This is a genomic window from Streptomyces sp. NPDC104831, assembly GCF_055583025.1.
Map to the genome: position 1 here is coordinate 145,393 of NZ_JBVJOT010000006.1, position 26,153 is coordinate 171,545.

General features: G+C 71.4%; 14 protein-coding genes and 2 pseudogenes. 7 read left to right on the forward strand and 9 right to left on the reverse strand.

Translation table 11 applies throughout. The features are described from left to right. From ACZ63H_RS06550 to ACZ63H_RS06585, 8 genes are read right to left on the reverse strand one after another with little or no spacing between them, the layout of a single operon-like run. A complete protein-coding gene (locus tag ACZ63H_RS06550; protein WP_469862723.1) occupies window positions 1-951 on the reverse strand; it encodes a carbohydrate kinase family protein in 951 nt (316 codons plus the stop codon). After that, window positions 948-2,054 (reverse strand): sugar phosphate nucleotidyltransferase, encoded by a 1,107-nt coding sequence (locus ACZ63H_RS06555; protein WP_469862724.1) that lies wholly within the window; start codon window positions 2,052-2,054, stop codon window positions 948-950. The genes ACZ63H_RS06550 and ACZ63H_RS06555 overlap by 4 nt, the downstream gene beginning before the upstream one ends. Next, window positions 2,047-4,140, reverse strand: a complete 2,094-nt coding sequence (locus ACZ63H_RS06560) for a glycogen/starch synthase (protein WP_469862725.1) — start codon at window positions 4,138-4,140, stop codon at window positions 2,047-2,049. Before ACZ63H_RS06560 ends, ACZ63H_RS06555 begins: the two co-directional genes overlap by 8 nt. Continuing rightward, window positions 4,137-5,621, reverse strand: a complete 1,485-nt coding sequence (locus ACZ63H_RS06565) for a hypothetical protein (protein WP_469862726.1) — start codon at window positions 5,619-5,621, stop codon at window positions 4,137-4,139. The genes ACZ63H_RS06560 and ACZ63H_RS06565 overlap by 4 nt, the downstream gene beginning before the upstream one ends. Continuing rightward, a complete protein-coding gene (locus ACZ63H_RS06570) occupies window positions 5,618-6,418 on the reverse strand; it encodes an ABC transporter permease (RefSeq protein ID WP_469862727.1) in 801 nt (266 codons plus the stop codon). Before ACZ63H_RS06570 ends, ACZ63H_RS06565 begins: the two co-directional genes overlap by 4 nt. Continuing rightward, complete coding sequence (locus ACZ63H_RS06575; RefSeq protein WP_469862728.1) at window positions 6,415-7,275, reverse strand: ABC transporter permease; 861 nt, start codon at window positions 7,273-7,275, stop codon at window positions 6,415-6,417. Before ACZ63H_RS06575 ends, ACZ63H_RS06570 begins: the two co-directional genes overlap by 4 nt. Further along, window positions 7,272-8,315: an ABC transporter ATP-binding protein gene (locus ACZ63H_RS06580; RefSeq protein ID WP_469862729.1), complete on the reverse strand. Its 1,044-nt coding sequence runs from the start codon at window positions 8,313-8,315 to the stop codon at window positions 7,272-7,274. Before ACZ63H_RS06580 ends, ACZ63H_RS06575 begins: the two co-directional genes overlap by 4 nt. Then, entirely contained in the window at window positions 8,312-9,613 is a 1,302-nt protein-coding gene (locus tag ACZ63H_RS06585) for an aspartate aminotransferase family protein (protein WP_469862730.1), read from the reverse strand. Before ACZ63H_RS06585 ends, ACZ63H_RS06580 begins: the two co-directional genes overlap by 4 nt. A 238-nt stretch (window positions 9,614-9,851) precedes the next feature. On the opposite strand from ACZ63H_RS06585, the gene ACZ63H_RS06590 reads away from it, so the two are divergent. The 5 genes and pseudogenes from ACZ63H_RS06590 to ACZ63H_RS06610 form a co-directional block, all read left to right on the forward strand. Further along, window positions 9,852-10,919: a glucose-1-phosphate thymidylyltransferase gene (locus tag ACZ63H_RS06590; RefSeq protein ID WP_469862731.1), complete on the forward strand. Its 1,068-nt coding sequence runs from the start codon at window positions 9,852-9,854 to the stop codon at window positions 10,917-10,919. Further along, window positions 10,916-11,893 carry a dTDP-glucose 4,6-dehydratase gene (gene rfbB / locus ACZ63H_RS06595; RefSeq protein WP_469862732.1) on the forward strand — a complete coding sequence of 326 codons (978 nt, stop codon included), beginning with the start codon at window positions 10,916-10,918 and terminating at the stop codon, window positions 11,891-11,893. Before ACZ63H_RS06590 ends, rfbB begins: the two co-directional genes overlap by 4 nt. A gap of 326 nt (window positions 11,894-12,219) precedes the next feature. Beyond that, window positions 12,220-13,920, forward strand: coding sequence for a carbohydrate-binding module family 20 domain-containing protein (locus ACZ63H_RS06600; protein ID WP_469862733.1), 1,701 nt, complete (start codon window positions 12,220-12,222; stop codon window positions 13,918-13,920). A gap of 155 nt (window positions 13,921-14,075) precedes the next feature. After that, window positions 14,076-17,201 (forward strand): annotated as a pseudogene (locus tag ACZ63H_RS06605) (alpha-amylase family glycosyl hydrolase); the annotation flags it as partial. 152 nt (window positions 17,202-17,353) lie between these two features. Continuing rightward, window positions 17,354-20,407 (forward strand): annotated as a pseudogene (locus ACZ63H_RS06610) (alpha-amylase family glycosyl hydrolase); the annotation flags it as partial. 84 nt (window positions 20,408-20,491) lie between these two features. Here the strand turns inward: ACZ63H_RS06610 and pulA are convergent. Further along, on the reverse strand, window positions 20,492-23,245 hold the full coding sequence (gene pulA, locus ACZ63H_RS06615) for a pullulanase-type alpha-1,6-glucosidase (RefSeq protein WP_469862734.1): 2,754 nt from the start codon (window positions 23,243-23,245) through the stop codon (window positions 20,492-20,494). Window positions 23,246-23,716: 471 nt separating this feature from the next. On the opposite strand from pulA, the gene ACZ63H_RS06620 reads away from it, so the two are divergent. Both ACZ63H_RS06620 and ACZ63H_RS06625 read left to right on the forward strand, forming a co-directional pair. After that, entirely contained in the window at window positions 23,717-25,006 is a 1,290-nt protein-coding gene (locus ACZ63H_RS06620) for an extracellular solute-binding protein (protein WP_469862735.1), read from the forward strand. 130 nt (window positions 25,007-25,136) lie between these two features. Then, entirely contained in the window at window positions 25,137-26,141 is a 1,005-nt protein-coding gene (locus ACZ63H_RS06625; RefSeq protein ID WP_469862736.1) for a carbohydrate ABC transporter permease, read from the forward strand. Window positions 26,142-26,153: the final 12 nt, after the last annotated feature.

Here is a 26,153-nt window from a genome sequence, read left to right on the forward strand (position 1 = left end):
TCACCGGTCCGCCGCGGCGCGCGCGCCGGCCGCGCGCAGCCCCGGCAGGTCGATGAACTCGGTGTGGGTGCCGACGCTCCCGCACACGAAGGCGCCGGCCACCGAACCGCTGAGCACGCACTCCTCCAGCGGGCGGCCCTCGAACCAGGAGTGCAGGAACGCGGTGACGAAGGCGTCCCCGGCACCGTTGCTGTCCACCACCGGACGCTCGGGGCGCACGGCGGGGAAGTGGCGGACCTCCGTGCCGCCGCGCTCCAGCACGTGGCAGCCGTCGGCGCCGTCGGTGGCGACCACGAACCGGGCCCGGCCCTCGTCGAGGATCATCCGCAGCACGCCCTCCAGCCGGTCGTGGATCGCCGCCGCGCTCAGGAAGACGTAGTCGGAGTTGAGGGCGTAGTGGCGGTGGTGCGGGTTGTGCCCGTCCCAGTCGTGCAGGTCGGTGGAGCTGGTCACGCCGAGCCGGTGGACGTCCTCGTACATGTCCTGGTTGTGGCCGATGATCGACAGGTGGACGTGCGCCGACCGCTCCAGGAAGGGCAGGTAGAAGTCGCGGGGCAGCCTGAGGTCGGCGGGATGGCGGCCGTCGTAGAAGGAGAAGCGGCGGCCCCGCGGGTCCACGAGGTTGGCCGAACGCGGGGTCCCGTGCGGCGAGACCAGGTGGCTGAAGTCGAGGCCCTGGCGCGCGTAGTGCTCCAGCACCATGCGGCCCTGCGGGTCGTCGCCGAGGAAGTCGATGAACTTGGTGCGCAGTCCGAGCGCGTGCCAGCCCAGCGCGACGCCGTTGCCGGTGTGCCCGACGTAGTCCTTCAGCGGCTCCACGAAGACCGAGTCGCCCGGCGGCACGCGCAGCTCGTCCACGCGCACGATGGTGTCCACCCCGACCCCGCCGACCACCAGGACGTCGTAGTCGGCCGGACGCCCGGCGCGGGTGTGGTGTTCGGGCAGGGTCATGCGCTCACTCCTTCGGCAACGTGCTGAACGCGTCCGTCCTCCAGGACGACCGCACCGTCGATGTCGGCGCCCGGTGGTATCACCGCGCCGGGCAGCACCACGCTGCGGCGCACCCGGGCCCCCGCGCCGACCCGCACACCGGGGAACAGCACGCTGTCGTGCACGAGCCCGGCGTTGACGAGGTCCGACGGGATCACCGACGTACGTACTCCCGGCGCGTCGGCGACCCAGTGCCGCCCGACCCGGGGCCGCACCGTCCGCGGCATCCGGCCGAGGGGCAGGGGCGCCCGCGGCCCGGTGGCGAGGGCCAGGTGGGCGCGGTGGTAGCGCTCGACGGTGCCGATGTCCTCCCAGTGGCCGCGCACCTCGTGGCCGCGGATGTGCTCTCCCGCGGCGAGCATCGCGGGAATCACGTCCCGGCTGATGTCGTGCTGCCAGTCGGTGCCGTCCAGCAGGGTCAGGTAGCGGCGCAGCACGGCGGCGTCGAAGACGCAGAACGCGGCGAAGACCAGGTCGGAGGTGGGGTTCTCGGGTTTCTCCGTGAACTCGGTCAGCCGGCCGCCGCCGTCGAAGCGGACCATGCCGAACAGGTGCACCCAGCGCATGTCGATCCGCTGGTAGGCGACGGTCAGCGCCGCGCCGGAGGCCCGGTGCGCCTCGACCAGCGGGCCGTAGTCGTAGCGGTAGACGTGGTCCGCGTGCAGGACGAGGACGTCCTCGGTGGCCTCGGTGAAGACGTACTCCGCCTTGCGGATCAGCGCGTCGGCCGTGCCCCGCTCGAGCGGCCAGGTGCGCGGCGGCAGCGCGGCGGGCAGTTCCCGGCCCGTGTAGGCGGTGTCGTAGGGGCCGAAGCGCACCCGGAAGCCGGGTTCGGTGTTCCACGTCCGGTGCAGGTCGTCCATCAGCAGCCGCTCCTCGTACTGGGAGAGCAGCAGCACCTCCGGCAGGCCCGAGGCGCGGGCGTTGGCCAGGCTGAAGTCGATGAGCCGGCAGGTGCCCCCGTAGGGGACCAGCGGCTTGAGCCGTCCCGTGCCGAGCGGGCCCATCCGGCGTCCCTCGCCGCCCGCCAGCAGCACCGCGCGTACCGTGCCGAGATCAGCCATGACGCACCTCGTCCCAGGTCACCCGGCCGGAGGACAGGGTGAGCAGCAGCCGGCCGGCGGCGCCCGGGGCCTCGCCCACGAAGACACCCGGTGCCGTGCGTTCCAGGGTGCGCACGTCGGGCAGGGCCCGGTCGGGGCCCCGCCGGGGCTCGACGACTTCCACTCGTTCGGCGTGCGGGAGCCGGTACTCCAGCCGTCCGTCACCGAGGAACCGGGAGCGTTCGCGCAGCCGGGCGGTCTCCGCCGCGGGCACCGCTTCGGGGAGCCGGTCGAGGACCTGCTCGCAGACGGCGAAGTCGGCCCGCTCCCAGGCGGCGCGGAACATCGTCAGCGCGGCGTCCGCGTCGAGCGGGGCACGGCGTTCGTACGCCGCGATGTCACCGTGCGCGAGCGCGGCGGCGGTGGTGACCGACGCGTCGGGGAGCAGGTCGAACCAGCCGTGCCGCAGGGCCAGTTCGGTGGACAGGGTGGCGGGCCGGCCCTCCCACAGGGCGGTGAACGCCGCCTCGTGCAGATCGGCGCAGTGGTCCCAGGTGAAGACCCGGGCGACGGCCGAGGCGCGCGCGGACAGCTCCCGGTAGCGGCCGGGATCCCGCGACCACAGGGCCGCCGCCTGCCGGATGCGCTCCGCGAGCGCGTCGGTGAGCAGGTCGTCGTCCTCGGCGAAGGAGCGGTTCACCGCGAAGCCGGTGGTGGTCCCGGGCCCGTCGGCGTGCCGGAAGTGCTCCATGCCGCGCTGGTCGGTGGCGATCGGCACCGCGCCCACGGCCATGGCCTCGCCCTGGGCGATCAGGAAGGTGTCCATCTCGAACTTGGAGGGGAACAGGGCGAAGTCGCAGGCGGCGGCGTAGGAGAACACCTGCGCCTCCTCGACGCGCTCCCACTCGAAGTGCAGCCGGCCCGGATGGCGGGCGGCCACCTCGTGGAAGAACGGGTCGTCGATGCCGTTGCCGGAGATGCAGCGGATGACGAAGCTGGCCGCCAGGCCCTCGCCCAGCACCCGGTCCACGGCCCGCATCAGCTCGATCTGGCCCTTGTGGTGGACCGCGTAGCGGGCGTTGTGGAAGAACGCGGGCAGGGCGGGATCGAGGCCGAGTCCGCCGAGCACCTTCTCGCGGTCCACGCCGGCCGGGTCCCAGGCCAGCCACTGGTCGGAGATGGCGCAGCCGCCGACGAACATCTTGTGCGCGTTGCGGCGCACCACGTCGGCGATGGGCAGCCGCCCGAAGAGCGCCTCGAACGGGGTGTCCCGGAAGCCGGCGTAGAAGTCGAGCTGGCCGGGTGACAGGAAGTCGATCAGGTCGGCGTGCTCGGCGGTCAGTTCGTAGATCGCCACATGGTCCGGTGGGTAGGTGTAGTGCAGGTGGGTGAGCTGCTGGTACTGCACGATCGCCGCGGGCGCGTCGGTCTCGGGTTCGGGGCCGGGCAACTCGACGTCCACGCCGAGCAGTTCGAACAAGCCCCGGACCTCCGGCGCGTACACCTTCTTGGTGATCGGCATGTTGCTCTGCACGTTGCTGACGACCAGCTTGGCGGGGTCGTCGCGCAGGGCGGCCGGCAGCAGGTAGTGGTAGTACGGCTCGTGCGCGTGGACGATGGCCTTCTCGCCGCCGAACCAGCCGCGCAGGAAGCGCACGCTGTCCGCCTGGAACACCAGGGGCTTGAAGAACACCAGGTCCCGGCCCTTGGCGGAGTACGGCGGGTAGAAGGTGTCGGGCAGCCGGTTCAGGTACTCGTTGGCCAGGAAGTACAGGTCCACGCCCTCCAGCCGGATGCGGTGGGCGGTGGTGCGCAGCGCCAGGTCGGCCTGCGCGGGGAAGCCCTGCCAGACGCGGGGGTCGAGGGCCACCGGCAGGGTGTAGGTGTCCTCGTAGGGCAGGTCCTCCACCTCGTAGCGCTGCCGCAGGTCGTCGAGCCGGCCGTGGGCGGGGGTGACGATGGAGACCCGGTGCCCCCGGGCGGCGAAGGCCCTGGACAGGTTCCACAGGTACACGGACGTGCCGCCCTGCAGGAAGGTGTGGTCGAATCCGCAGCACTCGAAGTACGTCTCGATGATGTGCATCCTGGGCGCGTTCACGACGGTCATGTCCTCGCGTGGGTCGTCGGGGCGGGGGAGGCCAGCGCGAGCGCGTGGCGCAGGTCGATCGCGGCGTGGTAGGGGCGGGCGTGGTCGTGGTTGTAGCCCAGCTCGTGCAGGAGCCGGCGCAGGTACAGCAGCCGCCGCAGCGGATCGTCGGTGGCGGGGCCGAGCAGCAGGCGCAGTACCCGCTCGCGCCAGGTGTCGGCGGTGCGGAAGACGGCGTGCAGCGCGGCCCGGTCCGCGGGCGGCAGGCCGGGCGCGCCGTCCAGGGAGCCGTACATGGTCCGCGTGGAGTCGATGCCGAGCCTGCGGGAGCTCTCGAAGGCGGCCTCGTCGGCGGCGAAGTACTCCAGCGCGCGCCGGACGGCCACGAGGTCCTGTACGGGGGACTGGGCGGCGTAGTCCGGGTCCTCGGGTGACAGGGTGGGCGTGGACAGGTCGATGACGCTCATGTGCCAGGTGCCGTCGGCCGCGTCGGAGCACAGCAGGTGCGACAGGTGCAGGTCGCCGTGGCAGGGACCGGCGCCGGGGGCCGTCGCCCGGCCGCCGAACGCGGCCTCCAGCAGGCCGAGTTCGGTGGCGAGGGCGTCGAAGGCGGCCTTCCGGGGGGCCTCGGGCAGGGGTGCGCCGTCCCCGGGGAGCGACGTGTCGGCCCGGGCCAGTTCGGCCAGCCGTGCCGACGCCCCCGCGAGGGCGCCGGCCACGGGGTAGCCGGTGGCGGGGGCGCCCAGGCGCACCGCCAGGTCCCGGTGGAAGTCGCGCAGGAAACGTCCCGCGCTGCGCAGTCCCGGTTCCAGCGGCAGCAGATGGGCGTGCACGAGCCGTTCCGGCGCGGTGCCGTCCGCGAGCCGGGGCCACAGGGAGCGCAGGTTCTCGCGCAGTGGCGCGTCGATCCCGTGGCCCGGGGCATGGCGGTAGAGGACGCCCACGGGATGCCGGGTCCCGTGGACGGGGTCCGTGTAGGTGTAGTCCCCGGCCCACTCGGGGGTGTGTCCGGTGCCGCTCATCAGCCGGAGCAGCTCGGGTTCGTGGACCGCCTCGGTCAGGCGACGGTAGGTCTTGTGGAGGTACGCGGCGCCGCCCACCTCCACCAGGGACAGGGAGTTGGAGGACCAGCCCTGGTCGAAGGGGAGCCGCCGCACCTCGCCGGCGGGTGCCGAGGGCGCCCGGCGGACCTCGATGTGTCCGCCGCGGGTGGTGCGCAGCCGTGCGCCGGTGAGCACACGGCGCACGGCCGCGAGTCCGTGCGGCCCGTCGGCGTGGTCCGCGGTGAGGCCGCCCGACGGCTCCCGGCGGGCGGTCAGGAAGATCCGCTCGCCCGAGGCGGGTCCGCCGACGGCGGCCACCACCAGCAGCAGTTCGCCGGAGCCCAGCTCGGCGTGGTCGACCGCTTCGTACCGGTGGGCGGCACGCAGGTCGCGCGGCATCCAGGGCGCGGTGCGCAGCAGGGGTTCGAGGTCGTCGTCGCGGATCACGTGCGTGCTCAACTCCCGGTCATTTCGTAGGCGTTGACGCCGCGCCGCCAGACGGTCAGGGCGACGGCGAGGGCCCCGGCCGTCACCACCGGCAGCCAGCGGACCACTGTCGTGGTGCCGGTCAGCAGATAGACGCACGGCACGTAGGAGGTGAAGGCGAAGGGGAGCACCCAGGTCAGCACGGCGCGCAGCGAGGGGTGGTAGATGTCCAGCGGGTAGGCGGCGAACTCGGACACCTGGCTGGCCGCGTACATCGACGGCAGGCTGGTCACGGTCCAGAAGGACAGCGAGGCGAAGAGCAGCTTCACCGAGGTGTGGATCAGGGCGCCGCACAGCACGAGGAACGGGACCGCGAGCCACTGCACCGGGGTGAGGTGGAGCCCCAGCTCGCTGCCGGACCAGCCCACCAGCACGGCGCCCACGGCGAGTTCACCGAGACCGTCGGGATGGAAGAAGCGCTCCGACAGCAGGGAGAACAGCGGGTTCACGGGGCGGATCAGATAGCGGTAGAACTCGCCGCGCTGGACCAGCTTGCGGCCCAGTTCCCACAGCTGGTCCGTGAAGAGGTGGTCCAGGCCGCGCGGCAGCAGTGAGAAGCCGAGCAGGAACAGCACCTCGTGATAGGTCCAGCCGTCCACCGCGGGCACCTGCCGGAAGACCAGGCCCACCACGGCCGTCTGCAGGCCCACGCGGACCAGGAAGGCGCCCGCGCCGAGGGCGAAGTCCATGCGGTACATGCTGAGCCGGTGCAGCCCGACCCCGCCGAGGAAGAAGGCCAGCCGCACATGGCGCCACACCGTCCGGGTCATCCGCCGAGCACCTCCAGCCGACTCAGCGAGGCCCGCCACAGCACGCCGGCGAGCAGCGTCAGGCCCGCCACCCAGCCGATCTGCCGGGCCAGCACGTCGAGCGCGCCGGCCGCACCGTCGTAGCGGCCGAGGAGCAGGGTGAGCGGTCCGTCGACCATGCCCCGGAAGGGCAGTGCGGACGCCAGCGCCGCCAGCCACCCCGGCATCAACGGGAGGGGCACCAGCTGGCCGGCGAAGAAGGCGACCACGCTCTGCTTCACCATCCGCACTCCCCAGGTGTTCGTGGTGACGAAGCCCGTCATCCCGGTGAGCAGGTTCACGAGGAAGGCGAGCAGCACGGACAGCACGGTCGACACCGCGAACAGCAGGACGTCCACGGGCCGCGGCGCGGTGAGCGGCACGAGCAGCGCGAACAGCACGAGCACGGGGACGCCGACCAGCACGGCGTTGGCCGCGACCACCGGCAGACAGGCGAAGAAGCGCATCACCGGATAGCTGACCGGCCGCACCAGCATGACGGCGACGTCACCGCGGTAGACCTCGGCGGCGACCTCGTCGTCCACCCGGTTGGCGTGCAGGATCTGCAGCACCTGCGCCACGAGCAGATACGTGGTGATGCTCTGGGCGGTGAAGCCGCCCGGGCCGCCGCCCGGCGGGGTGTCCGCGTACACCGCCCGCCACAGGAAGACGGTGATCGCGGCGCCGGCGGCGGCCGTGATCCCGGTGGTGACGAACGTCGACCGGTACTGGAGCAGGGACTGCAGCCCTCCGGTCGCGAACGGCAGATAGCGCCGGGCGCGCGCGGACAGGGGGAGGGGCGCCGGGGTCTCCCGCTCCCGGTGGAGCCGGCCGTTCATGCCGCACCCTCCCGGCGCCCGCCCGGGACCCCGGCGGGCGGGGCCTCGCGGTGCCCGCCGTAGATCCGCCGCAGGACGTCCTCCAGATCGGGTTCCGGGGCGTAGCAGTCCGCCAGGTCGAAGCGTTCGAGCAGGAAGCCGAGCACCTGCCGGGAGGTGAACCGGTCCGCCGGGTAGTCGACCCTGATTCGTCCGTCGTCGGCGGCCGAGGCGCTCGCCCCGGGCAGCCCCCGCGCTATCTCCGCGCAGACCGGCCCGGGATCCGGCCGGCCCCGGTGGTCGAACACGACCGAACGCCGGTCGGCGGTGCGCAGCAGCTCCCGGATGCTGCCCTGGTGCACCACCCGCCCCCGGTCCACGACCAGCGCGCTGTCGCAGATGGCGGCGATGTCCGCGATGTCGTGGCTGGTGAGCACGACGGTCGTGCCCAGCTCCTCGTGGACGCGGTTGACCAGCTGCCGTACCGCGTCCTTGAGCACCATGTCGAGGCCGATGGTCGGCTCGTCCCAGAAGACGACCGCCGGATCGTGCAGCAGGCTCGCCGCGATCTCGGCCCGCATCCGCTGCCCCAGGCTCAGCTGGCGCACGGGCGTGGTGCCCAGCGCGTCGATGTCCAGCAGCTCCCGGTAGAGGGCGAGATTGCGGTGGTACACCGGATCGGGGATGTCGTAGACCCGGCGCAGGATGCGGAACGAGTCCGGTACGGACAGGTCCCACCAGAGCTGGCTGCGCTGCCCGAAGACCACCCCGATGCCGCGGGCGTTGGCCTGCCGGTGCCGGTAGGGCTCGATGCCGCGGACCAGGCAGCGTCCGCTGGTGGGCGTCATGATGCCGGTGAGCATCTTGATCGTGGTCGACTTGCCCGCCCCGTTGGCGCCGATGTACGCCGTCTTCGCGCCGGCCGGGATGGTGAAGGACACGCCGTCGACCGCGCGGACGAGGCGGTGCTCGCGGGTGAAGAGGGTGGCCAGGCTGCCGGCCAGGCCCGGCTTGCGCTCGGCGAGCCGGAACTCCTTGACGAGGTTCTCCGCGACGATCACGACAGCACCCGCTCCAGGGCCTGTTCGAGCAGCCCGACACCCTCGTCGAGGAGGGGCTCGTCAACGGTGAAGGGCGGTGCCAGACGCAGGATGTGCCCGCCCAGGGCGACGCGGAGACCCAGGTCGAGGGCGGTGGTGTACACGGCCCGCGCCAGGTGCGGCGCGGGGGTGCGGCTCAGCCGGTCGGTGACGAACTCCAGCCCGTACAGCAGTCCCAGGCCGCGCACGTCCCCCAGGTTCTCGAAGCGGGCCGAAAGGGCCTGGAGCCGCTCGTGCAGCAGCTCGCCCAGGACCCGGACGCGCTCGATCAGGCGGTCGCGTTCGATGACCTCCAGCGTCGCCCGGGCGGCCGCGATGCCGAGCGGATTGCCCGCGTACGTCGACGCGTAGGCACCGGCCCCGGACGCCGCCGGATGATGCATCAGATCGGCCCGCCCCGCCAGCACGGCGAACGGGAAACCGCTGGCCATCCCCTTGGAGAGGGCCACCAGGTCGGGTTCGACGCCGAACTGCTCGCTCGCGAGGAACGTGCCCGTTCGGCCGCCGCCGGTGAGCACCTCGTCGGCCACGAGCAGGACGCCGTTGGACCGGCAGGCATCGGCGATCTGCTCCCAGTAGCCCGGGGGCGGCACGACGACGCCGGCGGCGCCGAGGACGGGTTCGAAGACCAGCGCCGAGACGTTCGGCTTGTCGGCGATGTGCTTGCGCACGAGGGACGCGCACCGCAACCCGCAGGAGGGGTAGGTGAGTTCCAGCGGGCAGCGGTAGCAGTAGGCCGAGTACCCGAGGACGGAGTTCCCGGCGAAGGCCTGATGGCCCACGTCCCAGTGCACGAGCATCCGGGCGCCCATCGTCTTGCCGTGGAAGCCACCGCGCAGCGCGCCGATCCGGTTGCGGCCCGGTGCGGCGGTGGCCTGCACCACGCGCAGCGCGGCCTCGACCACCTCCGCGCCGGTGGAGAACAGCGCGTAGGTGTCCAGCCGTTCCGGCAGCAGACGGGCCAGCAGCTCCAGCAGGGCGGCCCGGTCGGGCGTCGCCGAGTCGTGCACGTTCCACAGGCGCCGGGCCTGCTCGGTCAGCGCCGTCACGACCTCCGGATGGCCGTGTCCCAGGGACTGGGTCAGGGTGCCCGCCGCGAAGTCCAGGTACTGGTTGCCGTCCAGGTCCGTGAGGACCGGGCCCCTCCCCTCGGCGAAGACCCGGCGACCGACGGCCGCCTCCTCGGAGGCGCCCGGCGCCAGGTGTCTCGCCTCCCGCTCCAGCCGTTCCCGCTGGTGCCGAGCCGTCACCGCTGCCACCCCCTCCTGTATACGAACTGCTCTGCCGGGCAGCGCCGTTGGGCGGTGCCGGGAGCGAGTCAAACACCAACGTGGCGCTGTATGCAAGAAGTTGCTGAAAGTTGCTGAACGACCTTGCGCACGCTGCGCGGCTTCTGCTTGAGTCGAGAACAGTTCCACCGGTGACACCGCGACTCTCGCTCAAGGAGACATCCGTGAGACCACAGATCCAGTCCCCGCCGCGACACCGGTGCCCGGCATGAAAGCCCTGGTCCTGGCGGGTGGCACCGGCAGCCGGCTGCGGCCGTTCACCCACACGAGCGCCAAGCAGCTGCTCCCCATCGCCAACAGGCCGGTCGTGCACTACGCCCTCCAGGCGATAGCCGACGCAGGCATCGAGGAGGTGGGCGTGGTGGTCGGCCACCACGGCGACGACATCCGCCAAGCGGTCGGCGACGGCTCGGCCTTCGGGCTGAGCGTGGCCTACCTGGACCAGCCCCGGCCCCTGGGCCTGGCCCACGCGGTGGCGGTCGCCCGCTCCTTCCTCGCGGACGACGACTTCCTGCTGTACCTCGGGGACAACCACCTGGAGGACGGCGTCACCGGATTCGTCCGGCGCGCCGCCGAACACCGGGACGCCGCCCGCCTGCTCCTCACCCCCGTCCCCGACCCCACCGCCTTCGGCGTCGCGGAAGTCGACGCCGACGGGACGGTGCGCAGGCTGGAGGAGAAGCCGGAACACCCCCGCAGCGACCTCGCGCTGGTCGGTGTCTACGCCTTCACCCCCGCCGTGCACGAGGCGGTGCGCGCCATCCGCCCCTCCGGGCGCGGCGAACTGGAGATCACCCACGCGGTGCAGTGGATGATCGACCGCGGGCTGCCGGTGCGCGCGGAGACGACCACCCGGCCGTGGCGCGACACCGGCAGCGTCGACGACCTGCTGGAGGCCAACCGGCACGTCCTGGACCGGATGGAGGGGCGCGTCGACGGCAAGGTCGATCCGCACAGCGTCCTGGTGGGACGGGTCCGCATCGCGGACGGGGCCGTGGTGCGAGGATCGCGGATCGTCGGACCCGTGGTCGTCGGGGCGGGTGCCGTCATCAACAACTCCAGCGTCGGCCCGTACACCGCCATCGCCGAGGACTGCCGGGTCGAGGACAGCGCGATCGAGTTCTCGGTGCTCCTGCGGGGCGCGTGCGTGGAAGGGGCCGCGCGCATCGAGCGGTCGCTCATCGGCCGGGAGGCCGTGGTGACCGCCGCGCCCCGTCCGCCCCAGGCCCACCGTCTCGTCCTCGGCGACCACAGCAAGGTGCAGCTCACCTCATGACCTCACGCATCCTCGTCACCGGCGGCGCCGGCTTCATCGGATCCGCCTACGTCCGCGCGCTGCTCGGCCCCGCGGGGCCGTCCGGCGTCGCGGTCACGGTCCTGGACAAACTCACCTACGCGGGCAGTCTCGCCCGCCTCGACCCGGTGCGCGGCCACCCCGGTCTGACGTTCGTGCACGGCGACGTCTGCGACGCCGCGACGGTACGGCGGCTGGCGGCCGGGCACGACGAGATCGTGCACTTCGCGGCGGAGTCGCACGTCGACCGCTCCATCGAGGACGGCACCGGCTTCACCCACACCAACGTGCTGGGCACCCACACCCTGCTGGACGCCGCCCTGCGGCACGGGGTGCGCACCTTCGTGCAGATCTCCACCGACGAGGTCTACGGCTCGATACCCGAGGGCGCCGCACGGGAGGAGGACCTGCTCAGACCCAGCTCTCCGTACGCGGCGTCGAAGGCGGCGGCCGACCTCGTGGCCCTGGCCCACCACCACACCCACGGCCTGGACGTCCGGGTGACCCGCTGCTCCAACAACTTCGGGCCCTACCAGCATCCGGAGAAGGTCATCCCGCGCTTCGTCGCCACCCTGCTGACCGGCGGCGACCTGCCGGTGTACGGCGACGGGCGGCAGGTGCGCGACTGGCTGCACGTGGACGACCACGTCAGGGCGGTGGAGCTGGTGCGCACGGCGGGACGGCCGGGGCAGACGTACAACATCGGCGGTGGCACCTCGCTGACCAATCTGGATCTCGCGCACCGCCTGCTGGGCCGGTGCGGCGCCGGCCCGGAGCGCATCACACACGTCGAGGACCGCAAGGGCCACGACCGGCGGTACGCGGTGGACCACGGTAAGATCACCGCGGAGCTGGGATACCGGCCGCGGGTCGGTTTCGAGGCGGCGCTGGCCGCCACCGTGGACTGGTACCGGGCCCATCGGGCCTGGTGGGAGCCTCTGCTGGAGTCGGTCTGACGAGGGCGGCCGGGGTCTTTCCTTGCTCCGGCCCGCACGGCCGGGCGCGTCGGGGCCACACCGGGTGCGCACCCCGCGGCCGGGGGGCCGGAGTTCGTTGAACGTAACACTCTGAAAACCTTTGCGAAAGACTTTGCGCCTAGCTCCTTCAACTATTTCCTGCTCAACTGTCATTTCTGCGCAAGGGGTTGACCTGCGGTAAGCGGCGCCGTACGGTCTCGACCGCAATTTCTTGCAGAAAGAACCATCGAACGGCCTTACCTGGCATGGCGCGTTGTCAACCAAGGCTGACTCCGGTACCACCCCACTTCACCACTGGAGCAACCATGGCCAGAAAGACCGTGGCCGCTGTACTCGCCGCCCTGGCGGGAGCCGCTGTGGCCGTCACGGCACCGACGCCGGCGCAGGCGAGCGCGCCCGGCGGCAAGGACGTCACCGCGGTGATGTTCGAATGGAACTTCAAGTCCGTCGCCAAGGCGTGCACGGACCGGCTTGGCCCCGACGGGTACGGCTACGTCCAGGTCTCCCCGCCGAACGAGCACATCCAGGGCACCTCCTGGTGGACGGCCTACCAGCCCGTCAGCTACAAGATCGGTACGAAGCTGGGCAACCGCTCGGACTTCAAGAACATGGTGGACACCTGTCACACGGCGGGCGTCAAGGTGGTCGCCGACACGGTGATCAACCACATGGCGAACGCCTCCGGCACGGGCTCCGCCGGGTCGACCTTCAGCAAGTACGACTACCCCGGCACCTACTCCGCGGCCGACATGGACGACTGCACCACGAGCATCAGCAACTACGCCGACCGCTGGAACGTCCAGCACTGCGAGATGGGCGGCCTGCCCGACCTCGACACCGGCGAGGAGTACGTCCGCAAGACCATCGCGGGCTACCTGAACGACCTGCTCTCCCTCGGCGTCGACGGCTTCCGCATCGACGCCGCCAAGCACATCCCCGAGGACGACCTCGCCAACATCAAGTCCCGCCTGTCCAACCCCGGCGTGTACTGGAACCAGGAGACGATCGGCGCGCCCGGGGAGGCGGTCCAGCCGCCCGAGTTCTACAACACGGGCGACGTCCAGGAGTTCCGCTACGCCTACGACCTCAAGCGGGTCTTCAACAACGAGAAGCTCGCCGAGCTGAAGAACTTCGGCGAGGCCTGGGGCTACGTCTCCAGCGGCAAGGCGTCCGTCTTCGTCACCAACCACGACACCGAACGCAACGGCGGCAGCCTCACCTACAAGGACGGCGCCAACTACACCCTCGCCCACGTCTTCATGCTGGCCTGGCCGTACGGCTCGCCCGACGTGCACTCCGGCTACGAGTTCAGCGACAAGGACGCCGGCGGACCCAACAACGGCCAGGTCAACGCCTGTTACACCGACGGCTGGAAGTGCCAGCACGCCTGGCGCGAGATAGCGAGCATGGTCAAGTTCCGCAACACGGCCGCCGGCACCGCCGTGACCGACTGGTGGGACAACGGCAACAACCAGATCGCCTTCGGCCGCGGCGACAAGGCCTACGTCGCCATCAATCACGAGGGCTCCGCCCTCACCCGCACCTTCCAGACCTCCCTGCCCGCCGGAAGCTACTGCGACGTGCAGAGCGGCAAGGGGGTGAGCGTCGACTCGTCCGGCCGCTTCACGGCCACCCTGGGCGCCAACTCCGCCCTCGCCCTGCACGTCGGGGCGAAGAACTGCGACACCACCGTCGACCCCGATCCCGACCCCACCACCGGAGCCTCGTTCCGCGTCAACGCCACCACCCAGTGGGGGCAGAACATCTACGTCGTCGGCGGCACCTCCGCCCTCGGCAACTGGAATCCCTCCAACGCCCTCAAGCTGGACCCGGCGAGCTACCCCGTCTGGAAGCTCGACCAGTCCCTGCCCGCGGGCACCGCGTTCGAGTACAAGTACCTCCGCAAGGACGCCGGCGGCAACGTCACCTGGGAGAGCGGCGCCAACCGGACGGCCACCGTGCCGTCCAGCGGCGTGGTCACGCTGAACGACACCTGGCGCACCTGACCGCACCGCCCCCGAGACGAGCGGGCGCCGCTCACCGCAGACGAACGGCGCCCACCGGCGACGACCGCCCGGCCCCGCGCGACCGGGGCCGGGCGGTCCCGCGCACCGCCGCACGGCGGCGCCCCGTCCTTGCCCGCGACCGACACCCCGAGGAGATGCGTCACGTGGTCGGCAGACCCAGACACCACGCCACCGTCCTGGCCCTCGCGCTGTGCACAGCCGCACTGCCACCGCTGACGCCCCCGGCGACAGCCGCCGGACCGCCCCCGCCGCCGGCTCGCGCACGGACCGCGCCCCGGCCGCCGACGGACGCGTGGCTCGCGCACCAGCCGGCCCGCCCGGCGGTGAGCCGCGAGCAGTTCTACCTGCTGCTGCCCGACCGGTTCGCCAACGGCTCCACGCGCAACGACCGGGGCGGGCTGACCGGCGACCGCACCACCACCGGCTACGACCCCACCGACAAGGACTTCTTCCAGGGCGGCGACCTCCGGGGCGCCATCGACCACCTCGACTACATCAAGGGCCTCGGCACCACCGCCATCTGGCTCGCACCGGTGTTCAAGAACAAGCCCGTGACGGTGCGCGACGGCAGGGCGACCGCCAACTACCACGGCTACGCCATCACCGACTTCACCCGGGTCGACCCGCACTTCGGCACCGAGGCCGACCTCTCCGAGCTGATCGACAAGGCCCACGCCAAGGGGATGAAGGTCTTCTTCGACGTCATCACCAACCACACCGCGGACACCATCGACTACGCCGAGAAACGCTACGGATACCGCAGCAAGGGCGCCTACCCCTACCTCGACACCGAGGGCCGCCCCTTCGACGACAGCACCGGCATGCGCCCGGCGGACGCCGACGGCGCGCCGTACACCCCGCGCGTCTCCGCCGATCCGCAGGACCGCAAGGTGCCCGACTGGCTGAACGACCCGTCCATGTACCACAACCGCGGCAACTCCACCTTCGCCGGGGAGAGCGCCCTGGACGGCGACTTCATGGGCATGGACGACCTGTGGACCGAACGGCCGGAGGTCGTGCGGGGCATGGAGGAGATCTACGAGAAGTGGGTCGACGACTTCGGCGTGGACGGCTTCCGGGTCGACACCGCCAAGAACGTCGACATGGCCTTCTGGACCCAGTGGGCCACCGCCCTCGACCGCCACGCGGCCCGGCACGGCCGCCGGGACTTCTTCCTCTTCGCCGAGGCGTTCTCCGCCGACGCGTCCATCACCGCCCCCTACGTCACCCAGGGCCGGCTCGACGCCACGCTCGACTTCCCGTTCCAGGCCGCCGCCCGCAACTTCGCCTCGCGCGGCGGCCCCGCGGACGACCTCGCCCACGTCTTCGCGCAGGACTACCGCTACACCACCGACAAGACCAACGCCTACAGCCAGGTCACCTTCCTCGGCAGCCACGACATGGGGCGCATCGGCGCCTTCATCGCCCAGGACCACCCCGGCGCGGACGACGCCGAACTCCTCGGCCGCGACCGCCTGGCCCACGAGCTGATGTTCCTCTCCCGGGGCAACCCGGTCGTCTACTCCGGTGACGAACAGGGCTTCACCGGCTCGGGCGCAGACGTGGACGCCCGGCAGACGATGTTCGCCTCGAAGGTGCCGGACTACCTGGACGACGACGAGATCGGCACCGGGCGCACGGCCGCCTCGGACGCGTACGACACCTCCCACCCCCTGTACCGGGCGATAGCCGCCCTGTCCCGGCTGACCAAGCGCCACCCCGCCCTGCGCGACGGCGTCCAGACCGAACGCTACGCACAGGGTTCCGTCTACGCCTTCACCCGTACCGACGTCCGCGAGGGACGCGACTACCTGGTGGCCTTCAACAACGCCACCGAGGACCGCACCGTCACCCTGCCGACCGGCTCGCCGGACCTTTCGTACCGGGCCCTGTACGGCGCCACCGGCAGCGCCCGCGCCGACGCCGACGGGAAGGTCACCGTGACCGTCCCGGCCCTGTCGTCCGTCGTGTACCGGGCGGCCGGAGCACCGCGCCCCTCGACGGCCGGACCGGCGCTCCGGCTCACCGCCCCGGACGCGGGCGCCCACGGGACCGTGGAGATCTCCGCCGACGTCACGGGCGGCGGATACCGGCGGGTCGTCTTCGCCGCCCAGACCGGCGACGGCCCGTGGCGGACGCTCGGCACCGCCGACCACGCGCCGTACAAGGTCACCCAGACCATCGCCCCTGACGTCCCCGAGGGAACGCCGCTGCGGTACAAGGCGGTCGTCGTCGACCGGACCGGCCGCAGCGCCGGCGGCCTCGCGAGCACGACCGCGGGCCGGGCGGCGACGGTGCCCGCACCCGCGGCGGCGCGCCACTGGGCCGTCGTCCACCACCGGCGGCCCGACGGCGACTACGACGGCCTGGTGCTGCGCACGGCCGACGGCCGGACCGCCGCCTTCACCGGCCGGGACGCCTACGGAGCGTTCGCCTGGCTGGCCCCGGCCGAGGGCACCACCGACATCTCCTTCACCGTGGAGAGGAACGGCGTCCCCGACGGTCCCCCGCGCACCCTGGACTTCGCCGCCACCCCCGAGGTGTGGACCGAGCAGGGCAGCGCCGCGGTGACGGGCACCAGACCCGCGGACGCGTACCCGGCCCAGGACCCGGCGAAGGCGGTCGTCCACTACCACCGGCCCGACGGCGACTACGACGGCTGGGGCCTGCACGCCTGGACGGGCGCGGCCCGACCGCCGGAGTGGAACGACCCCATCCGGCCGGTGGGCCGGGACTCCTTCGGCCTGGTCTTCGAGGTCCCGCTGACCGAACACGCGGACTCGCTCAGCTACCTCCTGCACAAGAAGGAGGACAAGGACGTCGCCTCCGACGAGACCCTCGACTTCTCCCTCTACGGCCACGAGGTGTGGCGCGTGGCCGGGGACGGCACCTACCTCACCCCCACCCTCGGCGGCGCCTTCGGCCTCGACCTCGGCACGTCGGCCGCGACCTGGCTGGACGACACCACCGTCGTATGGCGGGGGACCGGCGCCGGAGTCGCCAGCCAGCAACTCGTGTACGCACCCGACGGCGGCATCCGCCTGGTGAACGGTGCCCTGTCGGACGAGGGGCACTGGCTGCGCCTGCTGCCCGCGCGGCTGACCGACGCGCAGCGGTCCGCCCATCCCGGGTTCGCGGACCAGCAGGCCTTCACCGTCGACCCCCGGGACCGCGGCCGGATCGCCGAGGCCCGGGCGAGCCGCCAGCTGATCGCCACCCAGCGAGGACAGGACGGGGCCCTGCTCGGCGCGACGACCGTGCACCTGCCACCCGGCTGACCTCCCCAGCACACCGTACGAAAGGAAAGAGCCGCACCGTGACCCCAGCATCCACCGCCCGCGGCAACCCGGGCGGACCACCGGCACGCCCGCGCGGCCGGAGACTCCCGGCCGCCGTCACCCGCGCCGCCACCGTGGCCGTCACCGCCGCACTGCTCGCGACGGCCCTGCACGCCGCCCAGCCGGCCGTCGCCTCGGACCGACCGCCCGCCCCGCCCTCCGACGCCCGGCTGGCCGCGGTGACGGCCCGCCACGACCTGACCCGCGAGCAGTTCTACTTCCTCCTCCCCGACCGGTTCGCCAACGGCTCCGCACGCAACGACCGGGGCGGACTGGCCGGCGACCGCACCAGCACCGGCTACGACCCCACCGACAAGGGCTTCTACCAGGGCGGTGACCTGAAGGGGCTGATCAGCAGACTGGACTACGTCAAGGGACTCGGCACCACCGCGATCTGGCTGGCCCCGATCTTCAAGAACAAGCCCGTGCAGGGCAACGGAGAGAGCGCCGGCTACCACGGTTACTGGATCACCGACTTCACCCGGGTCGACCCGCACTTCGGCACCAACGCCGACCTCGCGGAACTCATCCGCAAGGCCCACGCCAAGGGGATGAAGGTCTTCTTCGACGTCATCACCAACCACACGGCCGACACCGTCACCAACGCCGAGAAGACGTTCGCGTACCGGGGCAAGGGCGCCTACCCCTACCTGGACACCGAGGGCCGTCCCTTCGACGACAGCGAGGGCATGCGCGAGGTCGACGCCCGGAGCTTCCCCTACACACCACAGGTCGCCCCGTCCGAACGCAACGCCAAGGTCCCCGCCTGGCTCAACGACCCCACCATGTACCACAACCGGGGTGACTCCACCTTCGCCGGCGAGAGCACCCTCTACGGCGACCACACCGGTCTGGACGACCTGTGGACCGAGCGCCCCGAGGTCGTGCGCGGCATGGAGGAGATCTACGAGAAGTGGGTCGACGAGTTCCGGGTCGACGGCTTCCGCGTCGACACCGTCCGCAACGTCGACATGGCCTTCTGGACCCAGTGGGCGACGGCACTGGACGCCTACGCGGCCAAGAAGGGCCGGAAGGACTTCTTCGTCTTCGGCGAGACACTGTCCTCCGACCCGGCCGTCACCTCGCCGTATGTGCGCCGGGGCCGCCTCGACGCGACACTCGACTTCCCGCTCCAGGACGCCATCCGCCAGTACGCCTCGCAGGGGCGGGCGGCCGACCGGCTCGCCGACGTCTTCGCGCAGGACTACCGCTACACCACCGACAAGGCGAACGCCTACGAGCAGGTCACCTTCCTCGGCAACCACGACATGGGGCGCATCGGCGGCTTCCTGCTCAAGGACAACCCGAAGGCCGACGACGCCGAACTCCTCGGCCGCGACCGCTTCGCCCACGAGCTGATGTTCCTCTCCCGGGGCAACCCGGTCGTCTACTCCGGTGACGAGCAGGGCTTCACCGGGGCCGGCGGCGACAAGGACGCCCGGCAGACGATGTTCGCCTCGAAGGTGCCGGACTACCTGGACGACGACGAGATCGGCACCGGGCGCACGGCCGCCTCGGACGCGTACGACACCTCCCACCCCCTGTACCGGGCGATAGCCGCCCTGTCCCGGCTGACCAAGCGCCACCCCGCCCTGCGCGACGGCGTCCAGACCGAACGCTACGCACAGGGTTCCGTCTACGCCTTCACCCGCACCGACGTCCGCGAGGGACGCGACTACCTGGTGGCCTTCAACAACGCCACCCAGGCACGGACCGTGCGCGTCCCCACGGGCTACGCCCGGATGACCTACCACGGGCTGTACGGCACCGGCGGCACGGTGACCAGCGGCGCCGACACCCGCGCGACCATCACCGTCCCGCCGCTGTCGTCCGTGGTGCTGAAGGCGGCGCAGCGGCCCGGCACGCCGGCCACCCGGCCGGCCCTGGAACTCACCGCACCCGCGGCGGGCGCCACCGGAGACGTCGACATCTCCGCCGACGTCAGCGGCGGCGGACTCGACCGCGTCGTCTTCGCCGCCCAGGTCGGCGACGGCCCGTGGCGGACGCTCGGCACCGCCGACCACGCCCCGTACAAGGTCACCCAGCACCTGTCCGACACCGTCGCACAGGGCACGCGCCTGCGCTACAAGGCCGTGGCCGTCGACCTCGCGGGCCGCACCGCGAGCGACCTCGCCACGAGCACGGCCGGCCAGGCGGCGGCGCCCAGGCCGCCGAGCGCCCTGAACCGTCCCTACGCCGTCGTGCACTACCAGCGCCCGGACGGCGACTACACCGGCCGGCACCTCGAATCCGCGGGCCGATCGGCCGAGTTCACCGGGCGGGACGCCTACGGCGCCTTCGCCTGGGTCAAGCCGGAGGACGGCGCCCGGAGCCTGACGTACACGGTCACCGGGGACGGCACCGCGGACGGCCCGCGACGCACCATCGACCTGGACAAGACGGGCGAGGTGTGGATCCGGCAGGGCGACGACGGCCAGTCGGACACGGCACCGCCCGGCGCCTACCCGGCACCCGACCCGGCCAAGGCCGTGATCCACTACCACCGGGCCGACGGCGACTACGACGGCTGGGGCCTGCACACCTGGACCGGCGCCCGGCACCCCACCGACTGGTCGGCGCCGCTGACGCCGACCGGCAGGGACGCCTTCGGCGTGACCTTCGAGGTGCCGCTCGCCGACGGCGCGACCTCGCTCAGCTACATCGTCCACAAGGGCGACGAGAAGGACATCACCGCCGACCGCTCGCTGGACTTCGCCACCTACGGCAAGGAGACCTGGCTGATCGGCGGAGACAGCGACTACCTGCTGCCGACGGTGGGCAGCGCACCCGACCTGGACCTCGGCACGGCCAAGGCCCGGTGGATCGGCACGGACACGCTCGTGTGGAAGGTGAAGACCACCGACTCCACCAGCCAGCAGCTCGTGTACGCCCCCGACGGGGGCATCACCGTCAAGGACGGCGCGCTGTCCGACGAGGGACACTGGCTGCGGCTGCTCCCGTCGAAGCTCACGGACGCGCAGAAGTCGGCACACCCCGAGCTGGCGGACGACCCGGCGTTCACGGTCGACCCCCGCGACCGCGACCGTGTCCCGGCCGCCCTGCGCGCCCAGCTCATCGCCACCCAGCGGGCCCCCAACGGCGCACTGCTCGCCGCCACCGGCGTCCGCCTTCCCTGACACCGGCACACCACGACAGACGGGTGCCCCTCGCGGAGCGAGGGGCACCCGTCGTGTGCGCGGGGAACGGCCGGCTCAGCCGGTGAAGACCGCGACGGTGCGGGCCGGCACGGTGAACGTGCCCGAACCGGCGTCGTAGGAGGAGGTCTTGACGGTGTCGTCGCGGCCGGCGGCCTGGACGGGGTGGAGGCGGTAGCGGGTGCCGGCGAGGGCGGTGACGCGCTGTTCCTGCCGCTCGGGGGTGGCGTTGAAGACGACGACGAGGTCGCCGAGGCGCATGGTGATCACGCCCGGTGTCTCGTCCTTGCCGGACAGCGGGAAGGACAGGCGCCGCTGGACCTCGGAGGCGGTGGCCAGGGAGAACGCCTTCTCGGTGGTGCGGATCCTCAGCAGGTCCCGGTAGGCGGCGGAAGCCGCGGTGATGTCCGGGCAGCCGACCCCGACCGTGGTGAGCAGGGGCCGGGCGTAGTCCCATTTGGACCGGTTGTCGGCCGCCGGGGGCAGGCCGCGGCCGAAGCCGTTGCCGTCGGCGCAGTTCCAGTGCACGGCGTTGAACCAGTCGCCGCTGTCGAAGGAGTTGCGGTCCAGGGACTTGGACCGCAGCAGATCGCTTCCCGCCTGGGACAGCGCCGGGCCCTGGGAGAGCACGGCCGTGGCCATGGCCAGCACCTGCATCCGGGCCCGGCCGGCGGCGGGGGTGGCCGCGGGGAGCTTGTAGGCCAGCGCGTCGAACAGCGACTCGTTGTCGTGCGCGTCGGCATAGGCGAGGGCGTCACCGGGGGCGTCGGCGTAGCCGGCGGGCGAGCCGTTGTAGTCGACCTGCGCGCCGGTGGTCTCCCTGCCGCCGCTGTCCGTGAAACGGAACCGTGCGAGGCTGCCGCTCAGCCCCACCTTGATCAGGTCCTGGTAGTGCAGCAGCCGGGCCCTCTGCTCCTCCTTCGTGCCGTTGGCGGCGGAGGCGTTGGGGTCGGTGTACAGGCCGGAGGCGAAGCCCTGGACGCCGGGGTCGGCGTCGAAGGGACTGCCGCCGCGCACCGCGTCCCGGGCCCGGTCGGAGAACGTGGCGATGCCGGTGCCGGCCATGTTCTTCTGCGTGGCCTGGACGAACCGGGCGTCGTCGGCGACCTCGCCGAAGTTCCAGCCCTCCCCGTACAGGACGATCCGCTTGCCGTCCACGCCGTCCCGCTCCAGGGTCAGCGCGTCCAGGGCCTTGCGGACGGCCAGGATGTTGGCCTTGGGATGGTGGCCCATCAGGTCGAACCGGAACCCGTCGACCTTGTACTGCTTCGCCCAGGTGACCACGGAGTCCACCACCAGCTTGCCCATCATCGCGTTCTCGGTCGCGGTATTGGCACAGCAGGTGCTGTTCGCCACCGACCCGTCCGCCAGCAGCCGCTGGTAGTAGCCCGGCACGATCCGGTCCAGCACCGACGTGTCCGCCTGACCGGCGGCCGCCGTGTGGTTGTAGACCACGTCCATCACCACCCGCAGCCCGTCGCCGTTCAGCGCCTGCACCATCCGGCGGAACTCCACCGTCCGGGCCGTGCCGTCCGGATCGGAGGCGTACGAACCCTCCGGAACGGTGTAGTGGTAGGGGTCGTAGCCCCAGTTGTAGGCGTCCTTCGCGGCCGTCTTGCCCACGCACTCCTGCTGCCGCTCGGAATCCGCCGGGAACGAGGCCGGATCACAGTCCGGGACCGCCTGGTCCGCCCTGCGCTCGGGAATCCCCGCGACATCGAAGGCGGGCAGCAGGTGCACGAACGACGTGCCCGCCCGCGCCAGCTTCCTCAGGTGCCGGGACCCGTCGCCGTCCTTGTCGGTGAACGCCAGATAGGTGCCCCGGTCCCGCGCCGGCACGCTCGTGTCGGCGACGGAGAAGTCCCGGACGTGCAGCTCCTGGATCTGCGCGTCCCGCAGCGGCACGGCCTTGGGTTTGCGCAGGCCGGACCAGCCGGCCGGGGCCAGGGACCGGTCGTCCAGGTCCACGGCCAGACTCCGCCCGGAGTCCGCGGTGAGCGCCACCGAGTACGGGTCGGTGACCTTGTTGGTGACCATCTTGCGGACGCTGGGCGCCCACACCTCGACCACGTACCGGTAGGGCCTGCCCTTCCAGGACGCCGGTCCGGTCACGGACCACACGCCGGTGGAGTCGTCGCGGTGCATGCGCCGCAGCGATCCGCCGAGTTCCAGCGACACGCTGCGCGCCGTCGGGGCCCACACCGACAGGGTGGGGCGGCCGTGGGCGAAGACCGGGCCGAGCCGTGCCCGCGTGGCGCCGGGGTAGAGGTCGTCCAGCACGCCGGCGGTCTGCACACCGGTCGCGGCCACGACGGCGCCGTTCGCCGCCCGCTGCGAGGCGACGAGCTGACCCCTCAGCGCCTCGCGCACCCGGTCCCGGTCCCGCGGGTCCACCGACCAGGCGGCGTAGTCCTTCAGGTGCGGGAACCTCGCCTTCTGCGCGTCGGTCAGGGCCGTCCTGGCGAGCCTGATCCCGTGCTCGTCGTCACCGGCCAGGCTTCCGTCGCGGACCGTGAGGGAGCCGTCCGGGGAGTACAGCAGCCGGGTGGAGGCGGCACCCGCGACGCCGTTCCAGGCGACGGTGTCCCGGTCGATCCACACCGCCTCGGAGGTGGTGAGGTCGAGGGTGCCGGAGGCTGTTCCGACGGGAGCGTGGGCGGCGGCCCGGGGGAGTGCGGCGAGCGGCTGGAGGAGGACGGCGACGAGCAGGGCGCCCGTGACCGCCGCCACGCGCTCCCTCCGCTTGCCTCGTCTTCCCCGTACGACCTGGTGGGGCGGGCGCTTCTCGGGCGCCGGCCGGTTGTGTGTCACGAGCACGGACTCCTTGTGTGCCGAGGGACAGGGTGGGCGCGACCGTAACCACGAGCGACCTGTTACAGCAAGAGACTTGAAACAATCAGCAAAACTCTTCACGACTGCTGTCGATGGTTCATCAGGCAGGGTCGAGCCGCCCCGTCGTGCCCAGGGACACGTTGCCGGCGGGGCTCCTCCGGCCGGATGGCGTGCCGCCGGTCACCCGGGTGCGCAGGGGGTGTCCGGAAGGCGTCGCCATACCAACTGAGCTGCGGGAACGTGCCCGTTGTGCGGAAGGTTCGCGCAACTGCGGCCGCGTGTAACAAAGTTGTCACGCCCCGGGAACCGTGAAGGAATCTGCCTGCAACGTCTTTCGCAAGAGATTGCAACCTTGTATGTTCAACTCGCGCCCGGCGGCCGTTGGTTGAGACACACGGCACCCCGGCCCCGCTCCAGGGACGTTCCGGGCACCCAGATCAAGGAGTTGCTATGCGACGTCGCATATCGATCGCCGCCGCGGTCACCGTGGTCGCCCTCACCGCTTCCGCCTGCGGTGGCTCGGGTGGCGACTCATCCGGCAAGCCGAAGAACCCCGAGGACATCTCCGGGACGATCACGTACTGGGACACCTCGGACGCCGCGACCGAGGCCCCGACGTACAAGGCTCTCATCAAGCAGTTCGAGAACAAGTACCCGAAGATCAAGGTGGACTACCAGAACGTCCCCTTCACCGACATCGAGCAGAAGTTCAAGTCGGCCGCCAAGAGCGGCAAGGGCGCCCCCGACGTCGTCCGCACCGACGTCGGTCTGATGGCCGAGTACGCCGAGCTGGGTTACATCGCCCCCCTCGACGGCACCCCGGCGCTGAAGAACACCGACGACTTCAGCTCCGTCCCGCTGAACACGGCCAAGTACAAGGGCAAGACCTACGGCGTCCCGTCGGTCACCGACACCCTGGGCCTGCTGTACAACAAGAAGCTCCTGAAGCAGGCCGGCATCGCGGAACCCCCGGGCACCTGGGACGAGTTCATCGCCGACGCCAAGACCATCAAGGAGAAGACGGGGGCCTACGGCACCTACCTGAACCCCGACTCCTACTTCCTGCTCCCGCTGCTCTACAGCAACGGCGCGGACCTGGCCGACCCCGCGGCGAAGAAGATCACCATCAACGACGGGGCCGCCGTCAAGGCCCTGACCACCGCGAAGAAGATCAACGACGAGGCTTCGATGAAGGTCGACTTCGCGAACGCCTACCAGAACATGCAGGCCGCCTTCAAGAACGGCAAGGTCGCCATGCTGATCCAGGGTCCCTGGTCGGTCGGCGACGACCTGAGCGGCACGGCGTTCAAGGACGACGAGAAGAACCTCGGCTTCGCGCCCGTCCCGGCCGGCGCCGGCGGCAAGGCCCAGGCCCCGACCGGCGGTCACAACCTCACCGTGTACCAGGGGTCGGGCAATCTGGACGCCAGCTACCTGTTCACGCAGTTCATGACGTCGACACCGAGTCAGATCGAGATCGCCAAGGGAACCGGCACCCTGCCGACCCGCAAGTCGGCCTACACCGGTGAGGTCACCGGGGACGCCAAGATCGCCGGCTTCCAGCCGCTCCTGGAGAAGACGGCGCGCGCCCGCGTGGCCCTGCCGCAGGCCGGTTCGCTCTTCACGCCCCTGGCGCAGAACTACGTGAAGATCCTCCAGGGCGACGAGTCGGTCCAGGGCGGCCTCGACACCACCGCCAAGGAGTTCCAGAAGCTCCTGAAGGGCTTCTCCGTCGGCTGAACCGCGGCGCACACCGCCCGACGGCAACCGAAGGACACGCAGCCCCGGGGGAATCCACTTCCCCGCTGCCGCCCCGACCGGGGCTCCCCCGGGGCTGCGGTACCACCCGACTTCGCCCGCGAAAGAGCCGATGAGTATGACGACCGCACCGAGCACCGGAACGACCGACGAGACAGCCCGCGACCACCGGAAACCACACCGCGCACGGGGTACGGCACTCAGACGCGCGTGGGAGAGGTACTGGTACGCCTGGGCCATGGTGGCCCCGGTGGCCATCGTCATCGCCCTGCTGGTGCTGTATCCGCTCGGGTACGGCTTCTACCAGTCGCTGACCGACGCGAACGAGTCCAACGTCGCCACCACCATCGGCGCCTTCCACCGCCCCGCCACGTACGACTTCGTGGGCCTCGACAACTACTGGCACGTGCTGTCGGGGGCGGACGGCGACTTCTACCCGCGGCTGGCGTGGACGGTCGTGTGGACGGTGTCCTGCGTCGTCCTGCAAGTCGGTCTCGGCATGGGACTCGCGGTGCTGCTCAACCGCAAGATGCGCCTGCGGGGTTTCTACCGCGCGATGCTGATCCTGCCGTGGGCCGTCCCGTCGTTCATCGGCGTCTTCGCCTGGCGGCTGATGCTCAACTCCCAGTACGGGGTGTTCAACGAGATCATCCAGGCGTTCGGCCTGCCCGCGCAGAACTGGCTCGGCTCCCCGCTGTCCCAGAAGATCGCCGTCATCATGGTCAACGTCTGGATCGGCATCCCCTTCAACATGGTCGCCGTGCTGGGCGGGCTCCAGTCGATCCCCAAGGAGCTGTACGAGGCGGCCGAGATGGACGGCGCCTCGCCCTGGCAGCGCTTCGTCAACGTCACCCTGCCCGGACTGCGCCCGGTGTCGAACACCGTGATCCTGCTGGGCTGCATCTGGACGTTCAACATGTTCAACGTCATCTATCTGCTGCTGGGCAACAACACCACCGGCGACACGGACATCCTCGTCACCTTCGCCTTCCACAAGGCGTTCAACGGGGTCTCGGACTACGCGGGAGCGGCGACCTACGGGATCATCATCCTCGCCCTCCTGCTCGCCTTCTCGACCTTCTACCGCCGCAGCACCCTGAAGTCCGAGCAGGCGTAAGGAGCCATCGTC